Source organism: Streptomyces sp. NPDC050619 (assembly GCF_040654815.1).
Taxonomy (GTDB): domain Bacteria; phylum Actinomycetota; class Actinomycetes; order Streptomycetales; family Streptomycetaceae; genus Streptomyces.
This window is the reverse complement of record NZ_JBFAIR010000033.1, coordinates 63542-79586: the sequence shown is the minus strand read 5'-3', so window position 1 is coordinate 79586 and position 16045 is coordinate 63542. Positions and strand designations below refer to the sequence as shown.

Annotated in this window: 14 protein-coding genes and 2 pseudogenes; 6 read left to right on the top strand and 10 right to left on the bottom strand. The window is 68.8% G+C overall.

The genetic code is table 11. The features are described 5' to 3' along the window. Positions 1–29: 29 nt before the first annotated feature. Positions 30–512 (bottom strand): annotated as a pseudogene (locus AB0I77_RS39780) (alpha/beta hydrolase fold domain-containing protein); the annotation flags it as partial. Between the two features lie 268 nt (positions 513–780). On the opposite strand from AB0I77_RS39780, the gene AB0I77_RS39775 reads away from it, so the two are divergent. Further along, positions 781–1770 (top strand): FCD domain-containing protein, encoded by a 990-nt coding sequence (locus tag AB0I77_RS39775; protein ID WP_363287696.1) that lies wholly within the window; start codon positions 781–783, stop codon positions 1768–1770. Positions 1771–1832: 62 nt separating this feature from the next. Here the strand turns inward: AB0I77_RS39775 and AB0I77_RS39770 are convergent, their stop codons facing one another. Together AB0I77_RS39770 and AB0I77_RS39765 are read right to left on the bottom strand one after the other, a co-directional pair. Beyond that, entirely contained in the window at positions 1833–2333 is a 501-nt protein-coding gene (locus tag AB0I77_RS39770; RefSeq protein ID WP_363287695.1) for a hypothetical protein, read from the bottom strand. A 128-nt stretch (positions 2334–2461) separates the two neighbouring features. Further along, positions 2462–3328, bottom strand: coding sequence for a polysaccharide deacetylase family protein (locus AB0I77_RS39765; protein WP_363287694.1), 867 nt, complete (start codon positions 3326–3328; stop codon positions 2462–2464). A gap of 367 nt (positions 3329–3695) precedes the next feature. Between AB0I77_RS39765 and AB0I77_RS39760 the strand changes: the two genes are divergently transcribed. From AB0I77_RS39760 to AB0I77_RS39740, 5 genes and pseudogenes are all read left to right on the top strand, one after another. Continuing rightward, complete coding sequence (locus tag AB0I77_RS39760; protein ID WP_363287693.1) at positions 3696–4232, top strand: quercetin 2,3-dioxygenase; 537 nt, start codon at positions 3696–3698, stop codon at positions 4230–4232. 344 nt (positions 4233–4576) lie between these two features. After that, the gene (locus tag AB0I77_RS39755; protein WP_363287692.1) at positions 4577–5923 is read left to right on the top strand and encodes an MFS transporter; all 1347 of its coding nucleotides are present in this window, start codon (positions 4577–4579) and stop codon (positions 5921–5923) included. Between the two features lie 91 nt (positions 5924–6014). Further along, positions 6015–6491, top strand: a pseudogene (locus AB0I77_RS39750) (FAD-dependent monooxygenase); the annotation flags it as partial. 95 nt (positions 6492–6586) lie between these two features. After that, positions 6587–6973 carry a hypothetical protein gene (locus tag AB0I77_RS39745; protein WP_363287691.1) on the top strand — a complete coding sequence of 129 codons (387 nt, stop codon included), beginning with the start codon at positions 6587–6589 and terminating at the stop codon, positions 6971–6973. Between the two features lie 285 nt (positions 6974–7258). Next, complete coding sequence (locus AB0I77_RS39740; protein ID WP_363287689.1) at positions 7259–7837, top strand: MarR family transcriptional regulator; 579 nt, start codon at positions 7259–7261, stop codon at positions 7835–7837. Between the two features lie 126 nt (positions 7838–7963). Here the strand turns inward: AB0I77_RS39740 and AB0I77_RS39735 are convergent, their stop codons facing one another. The 7 genes from AB0I77_RS39735 to AB0I77_RS39705 all read right to left on the bottom strand — a co-directional run bounded on the left by AB0I77_RS39735 (position 7964) and on the right by AB0I77_RS39705 (position 16011). Beyond that, positions 7964–8683 carry a gamma-glutamyl-gamma-aminobutyrate hydrolase family protein gene (locus AB0I77_RS39735; protein ID WP_363287688.1) on the bottom strand — a complete coding sequence of 240 codons (720 nt, stop codon included), beginning with the start codon at positions 8681–8683 and terminating at the stop codon, positions 7964–7966. After that, the gene (locus AB0I77_RS39730) at positions 8680–10170 is read right to left on the bottom strand and encodes an aldehyde dehydrogenase (protein ID WP_363287687.1); all 1491 of its coding nucleotides are present in this window, start codon (positions 10168–10170) and stop codon (positions 8680–8682) included. The genes AB0I77_RS39735 and AB0I77_RS39730 overlap by 4 nt, the downstream gene beginning before the upstream one ends. A 174-nt stretch (positions 10171–10344) precedes the next feature. Beyond that, positions 10345–11802: an APC family permease gene (locus AB0I77_RS39725; RefSeq protein ID WP_363287686.1), complete on the bottom strand. Its 1458-nt coding sequence runs from the start codon at positions 11800–11802 to the stop codon at positions 10345–10347. 212 nt (positions 11803–12014) lie between these two features. Further along, positions 12015–12644: a TetR family transcriptional regulator gene (locus AB0I77_RS39720; RefSeq protein WP_363287685.1), complete on the bottom strand. Its 630-nt coding sequence runs from the start codon at positions 12642–12644 to the stop codon at positions 12015–12017. 127 nt (positions 12645–12771) lie between these two features. Next, complete coding sequence (locus AB0I77_RS39715; protein ID WP_363287684.1) at positions 12772–13617, bottom strand: fumarylacetoacetate hydrolase family protein; 846 nt, start codon at positions 13615–13617, stop codon at positions 12772–12774. An 11-nt stretch (positions 13618–13628) separates the two neighbouring features. Then, complete coding sequence (locus AB0I77_RS39710; protein WP_363287683.1) at positions 13629–14555, bottom strand: 3,4-dihydroxyphenylacetate 2,3-dioxygenase; 927 nt, start codon at positions 14553–14555, stop codon at positions 13629–13631. Then, positions 14548–16011 (bottom strand): aldehyde dehydrogenase, encoded by a 1464-nt coding sequence (locus AB0I77_RS39705; RefSeq protein WP_363287682.1) that lies wholly within the window; start codon positions 16009–16011, stop codon positions 14548–14550. Before AB0I77_RS39705 ends, AB0I77_RS39710 begins: the two co-directional genes overlap by 8 nt. Between the last annotated feature and the right edge of the window lie 34 nt (positions 16012–16045).

The following is a 16045-nucleotide window of genomic DNA, read 5'->3' as shown; positions in this document are numbered from 1 at the left end:
TCCGCTGCCATGCCGCCCCAGCGTCCGGGTCAGACTTCCAGCAGGCGCTTGAGCCAGTCGTTCCGCGCCTGGATCGTCCCGCGGGAAATGCCCGCTCGCGGTGCCGCCGCCCCGTCATAGCCGCCCGGCCACACGTGCAGCTCCGCATTGCCACCGACCTGCCAGATCCTCGACGCGTAGGTGCTGGCCTCGTCGCGGAACGTCTCCGCCGACCCCACGTCCAGCAGCGTGGGCGGCAGCCCCGACAGGTCACTCGCCCGCGCCGGGGCAGCGTACGGCGACACGTCGGGAGCGCCCTGCCGCTCGCCGAGCAGCGCCCGCCATCCGGTGCCATTGGCGGCCCGGTCCCAGATGCCGCAACCGGCCATCTGCCACGCCGATCCGGTGTCATCGCGGTCGTCGAGCATCGGCGTCAGCAGCATCCGCCCGAGCAGCGCCGGTCCACCGCGGTCACGCGCCAGCAGCGCGATGCCGGCGGCCAGACCGCCGCCGGCACTCATTCCGCCGATGATCGGCCAGGACGTCGGAGGGGCGTCGGTCAGCGCGGCGATGGCCTCGTGGGCGTCAGGCGCCCGCAATGTAAGCAGGCGCACCTGCAGCAAGCTCGGCGCTGGGCTGGGGGTACGGCGCTCGACTGGCGCGTGCGCGTCCACAGCGACCACCGTTCGGCCTCGAGATACCGCTGCCGGTTCCGGCCGACGATGCAACCTATGAAGTTGCAAGCATCCATGGGTCGAAGAACACGTCAATCCAGGCCCACCCGAGTGTATGCTCTCGCATATGTTTTCAGGGAAGGGCAGGGCGCGACGTGATCTGGACAGCACGCGGCTGAGGGCGTGGGAGGTGGTCCGGGATGCCAGCGCGCAGGTCGTGCGCAATATCTCTCGCGATCTCGATGAGATCGCCGGGATTCCGCTCGAGTGGTATTCCGTGATCACCAGGCTGACGGAGGCCGGTGGCACCCTTTCCCAGAACGAGCTGCTGCAGCGCTCGCGGTTCAGTCAGAGCGGTGTCAGCAGGCTGGCGAAGAGGATGGAGGAGGAGGGGCTGGTCGAACGTCGGCCCTCGGAACACGATCGGCGGAACCTGGACGTGGTCCTGACCGAGCACGGGCAGGACGTCTTCCTCAGGGTGCTGGCGGTGCACCACACATCGGTGCAGACACACTTCGGCTCGCGCCTTTCCCACGAAGAAGCTGCCGCGCTGACCGTGTTGATGCGCAAGGTGCTCGACGGGCCGGAGGTCGAAGAAGAAGTCACCGAAAACCTCGAGCACTTGTTGCCGTTCGGGGAAACCGTGCTTGCCGTGACCTCTGAATCGACGCCCCTCCGAGACATCGCGGCCACCCGGCAGGCACTCGAACTTCCCCTTGTGCTCGACGCGGCCCAGCACATGACGCCGCCCGCCCTGAACGACCTCCGCGCGCACGTCCTGAGCATGTCGCGGCTGATCGACGAACCGGAGGAGTTCTTCCGGGCCGACTGGGAACTGCACCGTCAGATCGCCGCCTGCTGCCGGAACGACGTCCTGCGAACGCTCTACCTCAGCCTGCTCGACGCGATCGCATCGCATCTGAAGCACGTCATGCTGACGCACAACCTTCGGCAGTACCTGTACGAGCGTCTCGCGATCCACGCGCGCATCGTCGACGCTGTGGCGAGCGGGGAGCCGGATCTGGTCAAGGCGGCGGTGGAAGCCCACGACTACACGTCGTCCCAGCTGTACGCGGCGAAGATCTACGCCGATGACCGGCTCGCGCTCGACTCGTAACGAGCCGAGCGGGAGCCGACGGGCCGCTGGGTCCCCCCAACCAGGGCTGTGGGTACGGAGATTCACCCGTCGCCGAAAAGGCGCTCATCCCCCAGTTCGAGCATCAGAGTGACTCTGGTCGAGTCATCCAGGGCGCGCGTGATATGGCCCTTCCCTGTGGTGTCTTCCACGAGAATGATCTGCCCAGGAGGTACCGACCGCCGTTCTCCTGTGCTGACTTCTATCTCGACCTCGCCGGACAGTGGCACGATCAACTGGCGTTGCGGTGCGTTGTGCGGCGTCGTGGACGGGGCCTCCGCCTCAACGCGCCGCCAGACCGCGCCCCGCACCGCTATTTTCTCCGACCACCAGGCAACAGACGTCGACACTTCTGAACGCCGACGCCGGCCTGGTATCCGGATCTCCTCGAAGCGACTCTCGCCTGCGGCGTCGCTGTACACACGGAGAATGACCGGTTGGGTGTTTCGGTCCGTTACGTCAACTTCTGCCGCGAAGCTGGCTTGTGAGTGCTCCGAGCCGGAGGGCTGAACGCCGCTTCGGGCGTCGTCCGGATTTTCCGTCACGCTTCAGTCTCCTCTGGGCAAGGGCGTTCGACATTCGGCATTGGCTGGACGGGCCGCCTAGGTTCGCCGTCCGGCCGTGAGGGGTGGGGAGCGCAGCTCCGGAGGAACCGGGGCTGAGGCCAGGGCCGTCATCGCGCGGTGCCGGTTCGATGCGGAGCCGAGCCGCTGTTCGCCGCCCGTCTCCCCATGTCGACCGCGGCTCCGGATACCTGGCTCAGGTGAGCCTCGACCGCCTGTCCCGCGCTGAGGACATCGATGCCCGGGTGCTCGATGGCGTGTTCCAGTACTCGACGGATCGCCGCCATGCGCTCCGGGTCGACCCCGGTGACGAATGGATGGATGATCAGCGTGACCAGCCCGCCTCGATCCGCGGCCGCCTCGGTCAGCTCCATCCAGTCTTCGGCGACCTGGCCGGGCATTCGCGGGCCGTCGGGCCGTATCTCGTACTGCCAGAAGTCGATCATGTCCCAGGTCCACGGGATGCACACGAGCCCACCCGACAGCGAAGTGATCGCGGGCGTGGTGCCCGGCGCGCCGTCCCTGACGTCGATGCTGCTGTCGATTCGGTAGCCGAGGTCGCTCAGCACTTCGAGAGTGCGACCGCCCCGGTAGCCGCCGGGCGCTCGGAAGGCGACCGGATCGAAACCCGCCAGTCGCAGGGCTGCCGTGCCGTCACACAACAACTGTTCACGGGCTCGGTCGTCGAGGTCCTCCGCCCATCGTTCATGCACCCATCCGTGCAGCCCGATCTCGTGACCTGCCGAGGCGACCCGCTCGATCACGTCGGGGTGATGCAAGGCGTTCCATCCCTCGACGAAGAAGGTGGACCGCAGACGCAGGTCGGCGAACAGGTCGAGGAGAGCTGGTACGCCCCATCGGAGTCCGGGCTCGTCCGGGTCGGGGCGAGCCACACGTCGCCGGCCGACCGCGAGCGCCATACCGAGGTTGTCGACGGTCAGACAGAGCGTGCCGCGCCGGGTAGAGACAGCTGACATGCGGTTCTCCTTGCCTCTTGCTGGGCGATCCGGTGCTGGGAGTCCGTCGGAGACCGCTGCTGCATGTCCAGCGCGTGAACGACCAGTGACTGCACATTGCCCCCAATTGCGTGCGAACGATAGCACTGATGCATGCAAGCCGGTAGCCATCGGAGCTATTGTATGCCGCCGCATGCATTGGTAGCTTCCCTCTTCAGCGGTCCGGTCAACGTGCTCATGAGTTACCGCGGCCCATCGGGCGACACGGCCGGCACCGAGGAGCACGGTTCTCCAGGCGACTCCCCATGATCGCCATTCATCTTTGGTGACCGGCAGGGGTGGGGCAGACCGACACCATGAATCCACAGCGTTGAGGAGCCATACGGCAATGGACGACGGTAAGAAACTTCCCGGTTACGTTTCACTGGACGAAATCGGGAACGGAGCGCCCTATGTGCTCAGGGCCGGGGAGGGCGAGCACATCGCTGTCCGCGGCAGCCTCAGGACCTTGCTCACCCGCAAGGAAGACACCGAAGGCAACATGGGCATGACGTACTGCGAAGGCGACACCGCCCCGCCCACACCTCCCCATTACCACCACGACACGACCGAGGGTGTCTACGTACTCAGCGGTGTCCTTCGCGTCTGGCAGGACGACCGCAAGGGCACACGGATAGTCACCGATCTCCATCCCGGTGATTACGGTCTGCTGCCGACCGGTTGGGCCCACTCGTGGGCGTTCGCCGCCCCCAACACCCGATTCATCGCGTTCTACGCACCCGGCGGCTTTGAAGGCACCCTCCACTATCTCGATCCTCACGGGGCCCCCACCGCCCAGCAGTTGAGTGACACCGAGAAGCGTTTCGACGTCGTCTGGATGCCCGACTATCCCCTCGTCCACGAATCCGAGCGGACCGGCGCTTAGTAGCAAACCGGCCCCGGTGGACGCCGAAACACGGGACAGCGCCGGGGCATTCGCACAAATAACTGCGCCAGGCGAACATCTCCTCGCCTTCCGTCCGCTGCCGGCCGGGCCGCGACGACGAGGGGACAGCCACCATCTGGACCCCACATGACCGGACGGTCCCTCTCCTGGTGCCGTGAGGCGATCGCGTGGCGGCACCAGGAGCAGGAGTCACTCTCCCACCACACGGCTGTCCCGTAAGGACAGCCGGGCACGACTCACGGCCCTGACCCGGACAGCGGGTCATCTCCCTTCACGAAAGCAGAACAGCCATGTCCATGTCGCACGCCAAAGACGACGCGCGCATGCGAGCGCGTGAAGCTCGTCGAGTTGTCCTGGCAACGTTCATCGGTACCACGTTGGAGTGGTACGACTTCTTCGTCTACGCACTCTGCGCGGTGCTGGTGTTCGGTCCGCTGTACTTCCCCACGGGAGACCCGGTGGTCGGGCAACTGGGAGCCATGGCGACATTCACCGTGGGCTTTGTGGCCCGTCCGATAGGCGGCATCATCGCCGGACACTTCGGTGACCGGCTCGGTCGAAAGCGGATGCTTGTCGTCACGCTCGTGATCATGGGCATCTCGACCGTCTGTGTGGGTCTGGTGCCGACCTACGCCCAGATCGGGGCGTGGGCTCCTGCTCTGCTGGTAATCCTGCGCATCGTCCAGGGTCTCGCCATGGGCGGCGAGTGGGGCGGTGCCGTCTCGATGGCCATCGAGCACGCACCGCCGAACCGCAGAGCCCTCTACGCCTCCGCGCCTGCAGTCGGTCCGGCGTTCGCGCTGGTGCTGTCCAACCTCGTGCTGATCGGGCTGGAGTCAGCCACCGGGGACGCCTTCACCGTCTGGGGCTGGCGGATCGCCTTCGTGAGCAGCGTGGTCCTCGTCGTCATCGGTCTGATCGCGAGGCGAAAGCTGACTGAGAGTCCCCTGTTCGAGGCGTCGGTCGCCCACGAGCCGGAGGCGGTGCCCGTACTGGAGGTTCTTCGCTCGCACAGTGGCACGCTGCTCAAGACCCTGATCATCGCCGGTGTGCCGGGGATCTCCACCTACATAGTGCAGACGTACTCGCTGACCTACGGGACAAGTGCCGTCGGCTACAGCCGGTCCTCGCTGCTGTGGATCGCCATGGCCTGCGGTGTGGTCGCCATCCCCGCCGTGATCTACTTCGCGCGGCTCGCCGACCGCTTCGGTCTCCGGCCGGTTCTCGTGACGGGGGCCGCCTTGCAGGGGATCACGGCGTTGTTCCTGTTCCCGCTGTTCGACTCCGGCAACCTCCTGCTCGCCGGCCTGGGTGGCGTCATGGTGGTCACCTCCAGTTGCCTCTCCTTCAGCTGCATACCGGCACTCCTCACCGAGAACTTCCCGCCGAAGATCCGGTACACGGGCATCTCGCTGGCCTATCAGCTCGGTTCCATCGTGGGAGGTGGACTGGCACCCATCATCGCGACGGCCATTTTCTCCGAGAGCGGGAAGTCGTGGCTCATCGGCGTCTACATGGCGGCGGCGAACGCCGTGGCTCTGGTGTCCATGCTGCTGCTGCGCAAGAAGCCCGCGTGGCAGGTGAAGGCCGGCGGGAAGCCGGCCGGTGCGGCACCCGCCCAAGCCGGGGGCCGCAACCTCGTGGGTGACATCCCTGCGTCCGGTGGCTGACCGGAACAGCGCACCGAACTGACCACGCCGCTGCGGCTGACAGATGATCTGACGCTCCGTCAGCCTCAGCGGCACGGGACGAGGCGGCCCGATGGACACCACACAAGGGATTGGGGAAACACACATGGTGACCGCTGAACAGAACGAGACCTCGTACGACGTGATCGTGGTCGGTGGTGGTCCCACCGGCTCCGTCGTTGCCACCGACCTGGCCCTTCGCGCGATCAGGACCCTGGTCCTCGAAAAGACGGACGGTTCCGTCCCCGACGCACGTGCCACGGCGACCCCCGAGATCGCGCGGATACCGTGGCCGTCGATCGACGACGCCCTTTCCTCCGCGTACAGCCCCACCTCCTATCAACGCTGCCCGCAGCGATGGCTGAACCCGATCCTCGCCCGCATGGCGGGGCGACAGCCCTTGGTCGACTTCCGGTTCGGGTGGGAGGTGACCTCCTTCGAGCAGGACGACACCGGGGTCACGGTCCAGGCGACGGACGAGGAGGGCCGAACCCATGCCTTCAGGGCTCGTTACCTGCTCGCCTGTGACGGGGCCCGCAGCGGCGTGCGGGCCGCTCGACGGTATCGACATGTTCCGGGTGACCCTGATGGTGCATCGGCAGGGCGGGACCAAGGAGGACATGGCCGACGGCGTCCGCAGGCTCGGTGGCGATCGCGAGGTGTCGTTGCTACATCCCGACCGCCCGCCCTGGTCACCGCGCTCCGCACGCCTGGTTGCCCGACGGGTCCTCCACCCTCGACCTCTTCGGCGACGGAATGGTCCTCCTGTGTTTCGGTCGGCCGACGGCCGATGCCGGCCGGCTCCTCGCCGCGGCGCGTGCGCGTGAGGTCCCGTTCAGGATCGTGGAAATCGACGATCCCGCGGCGGCGGCCCTTTATGCCCGCGCCTTCGTTCTGGTCCGGCCTGACGGGATGGTGGCGTGGCGGAGTGACGACCTCCCGACCGATCCGGACTGCCTGATCGACACGGTGCGAGGCGCTCGCCCGGCGGTGGGCGACCACAAGCCCACCGCCGGGCTGTCACAGGCGTGAACGGTGCTCTGGACCATGGGAACCGCCCAGTGCGAACGCGGTCTCCACCAGGTCTTGGGCGGTTGGGTCTTCCACCCCAGGACGCCGAAGGATTCGCGGCATGCCCCCCGTGGCAGCCGACGGTCCGCGGGCGCGCGGTGTGGCGTACGCCGACAATCCAGCAGTAGGCGCACACCTTCCTTCCGAGCCGGTGCCGAGCGCTCCCTCCCTCGGCGCTTCGTACAATTTGAGTCCGAACGATAATCTCGATCCAGTGCGTCGCGGAGACGTCGAAGGGGTGTGCCCGTGCCCGGCCATCGATCCATCACCGAAGCCGAGAAACTGGCCGATGCGAAGCTCGGCGGCATCCCGATCCGCCATGAGCAGATGGCTGTCGTGGCCAACATCTACCGGGCGGCCTCGGCGGTCCGGCAGCATCTGGAGAACTCCGTACTCCGCGGATCCGATCTGACCTGGACGGCGTTCGTCGTGCTCTGGGTGGTCTGGGTCTGGGGCGAGTCGGAGACCCGGCATGTGGCTGAGGAAGCGGGGATCTCCAAGGGCACACTCACCGGGGTCACGCGCACGCTGGAGGCACGGGGGCTTGTGCGGCGGGGCGGTCATCCCACCGACGGGAGGCTGGTTCTGCTCAGCCTCACGGACGAGGGCGAGGAACTGATGCGGCGGGTGTTTCCGAAGTTCAACGAGGAGGAGGCATTCGTCGTCGGGCAGCTCGGCGACGAGGAGTGCCGCAGTGTCGCGGACGGACTGCGGCGAGTTGTGCTCCAGGTCGAGGAGCACGGCGAGGAGCGTCGGCGCGCCCTCCTGAACGGTGCCGAGCCCGCCCTGCGTCGCAGTGGTCGCCGTCCGAAGCCGAAGGCGTGAAGCGGAGCCCCACAGCGGGGGCAGATGCCCCAGCGCCGAATCAGCTGTGCCACGAGGCGAGGCGCCGCCTCCGCCACCGGCTGCGCCGGCGTCCGGCGAGGGATACGGCGGTGGGTTCTCGTGCTGTCAGTGGCGGTCGCGTGCGGCGCGTACGAGAGCGTCGAACAGTCCCTGCTGGGCGGGGTCTTCGTGGGCGGTGTCCTCGGGGTGCCACTGGACGGCGGCGAACCAGCCGGGAACTCCGGGCAGTTCGAGCCCTTCCACCGTGTCGTCGGCGGCCCGGGCGGTGATCGTGAGGCCGGCGCCCGTACGGTCGACCCGCTGGTGGTGGTAGCAGGATGCCTCCACCTTCTCGGCGCCGGTGGCCTGTTCCAGCAGCGAACCGCGCCGGATCGCCACCGGGTGCACGACATGGCGGTGCTCGCGGTCCGGGCCGCCCATGTCCTGGTGGAGGGTGCCGCCGAGGGCGGTGTTGACGACCTGGAGACCGCGGCAGATCGCGAGCAGGGGCAGGCCCAAGTCGATGGTCTGGTGGGCGACTTCCAGGTCGAAGGCGTCCTGGAGGTCGTCGACGTCGTACACGCTGTCGTGGGTGTCGGTCGCGCCGTAGCGGTACGGGGCGAGGTCGCCGCCGCCGGGGAGGAGGACGCCGTCGAAGCGGGCGAGGCGGGCGGCCACGCCGGTGGCGATGGGTTCGGCGGGGTGGACGGTGGCCGGTTCGCCGCCGCCCCGCCAGACCGCCTCGACCAGAGCGCGGGCGTTGACCTCGGCGGCGTAGCGCAGCGCGGAGGTGGAGGTGGCGAAGCGGGCGGGGATCGCGATCAGCGGTCGCGCGGGCGTCGTCACAGCTGGATCCAGGTGGTCTTGAGTTCGGTGTACTTCTCGATGGCGTGGGTGGACTTGTCGCGTCCGTTGCCGGACTGCTTCACGCCGCCGAAGGGCACGGTGAGGTCGCCCTCCTCGTAGCAGTTGACCCAGACCGTGCCGGCCTTCAGCGCGCGCGAGACCTGGTGGGCGGTGGACAGGTCGGAGGTCCACAGCCCGGCGGCCAGGCCGTACTCGGTGGCGTTGGCGAGCGCGACGGCCTCGTCGAGGTCGTCGAAGGTGAGCACGGACAGGACGGGGCCGAAGATCTCCTCGCGGGCCAGCCGCATGCCCGGGTCCACGTGGTCGAAGACCGTGGGCTGCAGGTAACTGCCGCCGGTGCCGGCGAGTGTGCGGCCGCCCCCGGCACGCAGCCGAGCGCCCTCGTCGAGGCCGGTGCCGATGTGGCCCAGTACGCGCTCCAGGTGGCGCTCACCGACCAGCGCCCCCATCTCGGTCGCCGGGTCGAGCGGGTCACCGATCCGTAGTTCCCGGGCCCGCGCCACGATGGTGTCGGTGACGCGCTCGGCGATGGAGGAGTGCACGAGCAGCCGCGAAGGGGCCGTGCACATCTCGCCCTGGTTGAAGAAGATGCCCCAGGCGGCGGTGGCGGCGGCCTTCTCCAGGTCGGGTGCGTCCGGGAGGATGATGTTGGGTGACTTGCCGCCCAGCTCCAGCCAGACGCGCTTGAGGTTGGAGTCGGCCGCGTACCGCAGGAAGTGCCGCCCGACGGCGGTGGATCCGGTGAAGGCCAGCACGTCGACGTCCGGGTGGAGGCCGATCGCCCGCCCGGCGGTGGGCCCGTCGCCGGTGACGACGTTGAGTACGCCCGGCGGCAGCCCGGCCTCGGTCGCCAGTCGACCGAGCAGCAAGGCGGACAGCGGCGAGTTCTCCGACGGCTTGAGCACGACGGTGCAGCCGGCCGCGAGCGCCGGAGCGACCTTCCAACTCGCCAGTGTGAGGGGGAAGTTCCAGGGGACGACCGCGCCGACGACACCCGCCGGTTCGCGGGTGACAAGGGCGAGCGCGTCGGGCGCGGTGTGCGGCGACTCGTCGGTGAGCTTGTCGGCCAGCTGCCCGTACCAGCGGAAGGTGTTGATCGCGGCGCGCAGTTCGATGTCGTACGCGTCCGTGATCGGCTTGCCCATCTCCAGGCTGACCGTCAGCGCCAGCCGGTGACGCTGCTCCTCCAGCAGATCGGCGATCCGCAGCAGCACCCGGCCTCGTTCGGCAGGTGCGAGGCGTGGCCAGGGCCCCGAGTCGAAGGCCCGGCGCGCGGCGGCCACGGCGGCGTCCACCTCGGCGGGCTGGGCGTCGGCCACCTGCGCCAGCACCTGCCCGTCGCGGGGCGAGACGGCCGCGTAGGACTGCCCGCCGCCGGGTTCGTCGGCGCCGTCGATGTGGTGCGCGCCGGAAAGGTCCAGGGCCTTGGCCCGGCGCAGCCATTCGTCGTGGGTGATGTCCAGCATGCGTGGCCTCCAGCTCATAGCCATGTCGTTCGGGGTCGTACGGTCAATGGGGCATGGGCGATCGCAGGCGAACTCGCGCCGTTGTAAGCGGCCGGCTGACGGCTCTTCACGCACCCCGGACTCAGGGCAAGCCCTCCGCCGGCCCGGAGGGCCCGCCACACCGCGGGGGCGGGTTCAGCCCTCGGCCGTCACCCTGCCACGGGTCAGCCGGGCGGCGATGACGCCCAGGACCAGGACCGCCGGGACGGTGAGCTCCAGCCACATCGCGGTGCCCGGCTCCCCGCCGATGAGGGTGGTGAAGTTGGCCAGGATCAGCCAGATGGCACCGACGATGCCGAGCGCACCCAGGACGGGGGCGATCAGCGTGTTCCAGGGGCGAGTGTCCAGCCGTTCCCGGCGGAAGAACACGACCACCGAGACGGAGGTCAGGAAGTACAGAAGCATGACTCCCAGCACGGCGACCCCGCTGAACCAGGAGAAGAGACTCAGCACCGGGTCCTTGCCGAGCAGCGCGAAGGGGATGACCAGCGCGAGCGAGATCACGGTCTGCACACTGCCCGCCGCCCAGGGCGAGTGGCGTCGGTTGACCGCGGTCAACCCGTGCGGCAGCAGGCCGTCACGGCCGAGCGAGAACAGGTAGCGGTTCGCGGAGTTGTGGAAGGCGAGGATGCCGGCGAAGAGGGAGGTGGCCAGCAGGATGGGCAGCGCGTCGCCCACCCAGCCGCCGAACTGCGCGGTGATCGGTGCGAAGACCCAGGACGTGGCGTCGCCGCTCTCCAGCGCTTTCCCGGCGGCCGCGGGGGCGTTCGAGGCACCATGGGCGGAGACCAGCATCCACGAGGTGAAGGCGAAGAAGACGGTGACGACCACGACGGACAGGTACGTGGCCCGGGGGACGGTCCTACGGGGCTCCCGCGCCTCCTCGCCGTAGATCGCGGTCGCCTCGAAGCCGAACATCGACGCCACGGCGAACATCAACGCTATGCCCGGTGCCCCTTCCAGGGCCGCATGGGGCGAGAAGCTGTGGGCGAAGCCCAGCCCCTCGGGACCGCCGCCCTTGAAGAAGGTCACCAGGGCGAAGACGAACAGGATGCTGAACTCGGCCAGCACGAAGACGGCGAGGATCTTGGCGCCCATCTCGATCCCGGCGGCACCGAGGATCTGGACGATCACCATGGTGACCAGGACCCAGACCCACCACGGCGCGTTCAGCCCCGTGTACTGCGCGACCAGGCCGCTGACGATGAAGCCGTACAGGCCGTACATCGCGGCCTGGACCGCACAGTAGGCGAACAGCGCCACTCCTGCGCTCCCGGAGCCGATGGGGCGGCCGAGCCCCTTGCCGATGTAGGTGTAGAAGGCGCCGGCGTCGACGACATGTCGCCCCATGGCGACGAAGCCGACGGAGAACAGCAGGATGACGGCGCCGACCGCGGCATACGCGGCGGGCGCACCCGCGCCGTTGCCGATGGCGACGGCGATGGGCGCGGCACCGGCTATGCCGGTCAGCGGCGCCTGCGCGGAGAGGACGAAGAAAAGGATTCCCAGAACACCGAGGGAGTTGGGTTTGAGCCGGCCTGAAGTGGGAGGGCTCTGCACGGTCTGTGTTGGTTCGACCGTCTGACTGTCCACGCGGATCACCTGCCTGGAAGGGGGAGAGGTTTCGTTTCGAGCCAAACGAGTTGCCTCATAGTGGGCTGGAACTATCCAGATGACAAGGGGTTGGGTGGTGATTTTCAGGCCACCGCATCGCTTGTTGCGAGGCCGTGACCGAGGTGACATGCGAGCCGAACGAGGCCCCGGTCGCCAGGCGTCCGGGGCCTCAGAACAGGCAGGTCGGCGAGTCAGTCGCCGCTGTCGCCCGCACTCTCGCCGTCGGCGTCGAGCAACCGCAGCAGGGAGCGGAGCTCCTCGATGGCCGCGTCGGTGACCTCGGGTCCGCCGCCCAGGACGAGCTGGTGCAGGACGAGACCGTCCAGGGCGGCGAAGACCAGCCGCGTCATCGCACGGTTCGCGCCCTCGGGGAGTATCCGGGACAGCTCGCGTTCGGTGGCGTCGAAGTACTCGTCGTACAGCCCGCGGATCAGCGGCAGCAGCTCCGGCCTGCGCCGTGATTCGAGCAGCAGCTCGTACTGGAAGACCTGGGTGTCCGGATCGGCCGTGACCATCTCGGACACTCCGGCCGAGAAGTCCGACACCTCGCCGGTCCCCGGCTCGACCGCGCTGACGCTCAGGCTGGTGCGCACGGTATGGGCGAGCGCCTCTTCGATCAGCGCGTCGCGGGAGCCGAAGTGGTGGACGACCAGACCGTGGGTGACCCCTGCCTCCTCCGCCACCGCGCGATAGGTGAGCTTGCGCAGACCGCCCCGGGCCACCACTCGCACGGCCGCGTTGAGCAGGGCCTCCCGGCCCTCCCCGTAGTTCAGCCGCTTGCGCGGCCCGCGGCCCTCAGGGGTCTTGGCGGCTTCGGTCATGGGTGCGACCCTACCGGCCCGTACGCGTACGGCGGCCTCGTCCCTGCCCGGCCGCCGGGACCGGCGGGCGAGGCACGGCACCGGGCGCGTCGCGGAAGGCCCGGTGCGGTTCCGTCCCCGGTGGGCATCAGCGCTTGGGGGGCCGGATACCGCGGAACTCCCAGTCGCCGCCGAGCGCGGTGGACAGGACCTCTTCCGATGCGGTGGGCTGGGCTCCGACGTCCGTACGGATCGAGGTGGGGCCGGTGACGATGTGGTTGGTGAGCCGCCCCAGGCCCTCGACCTCGACCTCGACGACGTCACCGGGCTGGACGGGGCGGGAGTTGGCCGGGGTGCCGGAGAGCAGCACGTCGCCGGGGTGGAGGGTGATGGTGCGGGCGATGTCGGCGACCAGGTAGTGCATGTCCCACTCCATCTCGTCCGTCGAACCGTCCTGTACGAGCTCGCCGTTGACGTACGTGCGCAGGTACTTGCCGTGGAAGTCCCAGTCGGTGACCAGTCCCGGGCCGAGCGGACACAGGGTGTCGGAACCCTTCACCCGCAGCATCGAACCGGCGTCGGTGTCGCGGAAGTCGTGCAGGCCGTAGTCGTTGGCGACGGTGTAGCCCGCGATGTACTCCCCCGCCTCGGCAGGTGAGATGTTGCGCGCGGTCCGCCCGATGACGATCGCCACCTCACCCTCGTAGTTGAGCCACTCGCAGCCCTCGGGGCGGACGATGGCGCCCTTGTGCGAGTTGAGGGCCGAGGTCGGCTTGTGGAAGTACGTCGGCGTCGCAGTCAGCTGGATCTGGAACTCGTCGACCCGGCTGCGGTGGTTGAGATGAACGGCGACGATCTTGGACGGCACGACCGGCGGCAGGTGCTGGGCGTCCTCGATCTTGACCCGGCGGCCGTCCCCGGCGACGAGTTCGTCACCGTCCCGGACGGTCTCGACGGCGGCTCCGTCGAGGAGGACACGGCGGTATTCGGGCATAGCGGGCCTTTCTAGGAGCGGCTGGGCGGGGAGGCGGATGCGGGCGCGCCAGTGCCGGTCCAGCCCTCGGCCGGGCGGTCGAACCAGAGGTGGACCTGGCCCGTGCCGATGGAGTTCTCGTACGCGCCGTACTGACGGGCCTCGGCGACGCATGCCTGCTCGCCGAGGGCGCCGGCCATCATCAGGTAGTGGTAGAAGCGGGCCTCGGGCTTGTGCTTCCAGAACTCGTCCATGGTGTCGAGGACCTTGTCGTGGCGGCCCTCCTTGAACCAGGCGATGCGCTCGTAGTCGGCCTCGCGGGCCTCGGGCGTGAAGATGTGGCCGGGGTCGCTCGACTCGTGGTCGCGAAGCTCGCGCAGCGGCCAGAAGGTGTGCGACAGCGCGCCGGAGGCGATCAGCAGCACGCGGCGGCCGGGGGTGGCGGCGATACCGTCCGCGAGGGCGCGGCCGAGCCGCAGGTGGTCCTCCATGTCACCGGTCTGGCAGACGCCGATGGTCATCCATCGCTTGTCGGGCAGTCCCTCGCCGAGGAACTTCCACAGGTTGATGGTGGCGTAGTAGATCGGCAGGTACTCGTCGTCGATCGCGGTGATCCAGGTGCCGTGCCTGTCGGCGAACCGGGCGATGTTGTGGGCCAGTTCGGGATCACCCGGGAAGTCGAACGGCATCCGGCACATGCCGCGCGGCAGTTCCTCGGAGGTGAACAGTCCGGCCCTGCGCTGCTGGGCGGCGACGACGAACTCGACGGTGGTGGCCCAGTGCGAGTCGAGGACCACGACGGTGTCGTAGTCGTCCCTGTCGAAGACGTCCTCGCGGAGCTGCCGCAAGCCGGTGACGAGGGTGATCTCCTTGCCCTGGTTCAGCTCCAGCCGGTCGGCCTCCGGCAGCACGATGGTGGGGACGTGGGCGAGCAGGCCCGCCCCGACGATTTCACCCATGGTTGTGCCATCCGTTCGGCGCGGTGACGGTGTTCTTGACGTCGCAGTAGAAGTCGAAGCTCCACGTGCCGCCCTCGCGGCCGACGCCCGAGTGGCGGGAGCCGCCGAAGGGCGCCCGGAGGTCGCGTACGAAGAAGCAGTTGACCCAGGCCGTGCCCGCGACGAGCCGCGCGGTGACCCGCTCGGCCCGCTCGTGGTCGCCGGTGACGAGGGTGGCGGCCAGACCGAAGCGGGTGTCGTTGGCGAGGCGCACGGCCTCTTCCTCGTCGCCGAAGATCTGGAGCGTCAGGACCGGACCGAAGATCTCCTCCTGCACGATCTCCGAGTCCTGGGCGACGTCGGTGAGGAGGGTCGGCTCGTAGTACAGACCGTCCATGCGCTTGCCGCCGATGACCGCGCGAGCCCCGTCGCCGAGCGCACGCCGCACGAAGCCGTCGATCTTCTCCAGCTGGCGCGGGTGGATGTTGGGTCCGAGGTCGGTGGCCTCGTCGCGCGGATCGCCCTGCCTGAGCCGGCTCGCCTTCTCCACGAACCGGCGGGTGAACTCGTCCGAGACCGTCTCCTCGACAAGGATGCGGGTCGCGGCCAGACAGACCTGTCCGGCGTTGTCGTACTGCTCCACCGCCAGGTCCACGGCGAGGTCGAGGTCCGCGTCGGCGAAGACCAACAGCGGTGACTTGCCGCCGAGTTCGAGGCTGAGGGGGGTGAGGTTGGCGGCGGCCGCCCGGGCGATGTGCCGGGCGGTTGGCACGGAACCGGTGAAGCTGATTCGGCGGACGTCCGGGTGCGAGACAAGGGGGTTGCCGACCTCGGCGCCGTATCCCTGCACGACGTTGAGGACACCGGCCGGCAGCCCGGCCTCGGCCGCGATGTCGGCGAGCAGTGAAGCGGTGAGCGGGGACCATTCGGCGGGCTTGAGGATCACTGTGTTCCCGGCGGCCAGCGCCGGGGCGACCTTCCACGTGGCCAGCATCAGCGGGGCGTTCCATGGCGTGATCAGCACGCACGGGCCCGCCGGGTCCCAGCTCACGTGGTTGGTGTGGCCGCGAGTGGCGAAGTCCTGATGCTCCAGCTTCAGCAGCCAGTCGGCGAAGAAGCGGAAGTTGTGCGCCACGCGCGGCATCACACCGCAGCGGTGGGAACGCAGGAGGGCGCCGTTGTCGAGCGTCTCGACGTTGGCGAGGTCCTCGATGCGCTTGTCGACTCCGTCGGCGATGGCGTGCAGGATGCGGGCGCGCTCGGCGCGCGGTGTGGCGGCCCAGGCGGGAAAGGCGGCGCGAGCGGCGGCGACGGCGGCCTCGGCTTCCGTCGCCGTGCCCCGGGAGATCTCCCCGAGGGTGCTTCCGTCGATCGGCGACACGTCGGTGAACGTCTCGACGGACGCCACGCGTTCGCCGCCGATCCAGTGCCGGGTGTCGACGGCGACGCCGGCCACCGTGGTGATGTGCTCGGTCATGTCCGGTCTCCAGGTCTTCTGCTGCGTAAGGGGG

Bases quoted from the DNA above. Each gene is read 5' to 3' on its own strand.
- AB0I77_RS39715 (WP_363287684.1), bottom strand. From the start codon at position 13,617: ATGCCCGAATACCGCCGTGTCCTCCTCGACGGAGCCGCCGTCGAGACC.
- AB0I77_RS39760 (WP_363287693.1), top strand. From the start codon at position 3,696: ATGGACGACGGTAAGAAACTTCCCGGTTACGTTTCACTGGACGAAATC.
- AB0I77_RS39775 (WP_363287696.1), top strand. From the start codon at position 781: ATGTTTTCAGGGAAGGGCAGGGCGCGACGTGATCTGGACAGCACGCGG.
- AB0I77_RS39730 (WP_363287687.1), bottom strand. From the start codon at position 10,170: ATGCTGGACATCACCCACGACGAATGGCTGCGCCGGGCCAAGGCCCTG.
- AB0I77_RS39710 (WP_363287683.1), bottom strand. From the start codon at position 14,555: ATGGGTGAAATCGTCGGGGCGGGCCTGCTCGCCCACGTCCCCACCATC.
- AB0I77_RS39755 (WP_363287692.1), top strand. From the start codon at position 4,577: ATGCGAGCGCGTGAAGCTCGTCGAGTTGTCCTGGCAACGTTCATCGGT.
- AB0I77_RS39705 (WP_363287682.1), bottom strand. From the start codon at position 16,011: ATGACCGAGCACATCACCACGGTGGCCGGCGTCGCCGTCGACACCCGG.
- AB0I77_RS39765 (WP_363287694.1), bottom strand. From the start codon at position 3,328: ATGTCAGCTGTCTCTACCCGGCGCGGCACGCTCTGTCTGACCGTCGAC.
- AB0I77_RS39720 (WP_363287685.1), bottom strand. From the start codon at position 12,644: ATGACCGAAGCCGCCAAGACCCCTGAGGGCCGCGGGCCGCGCAAGCGG.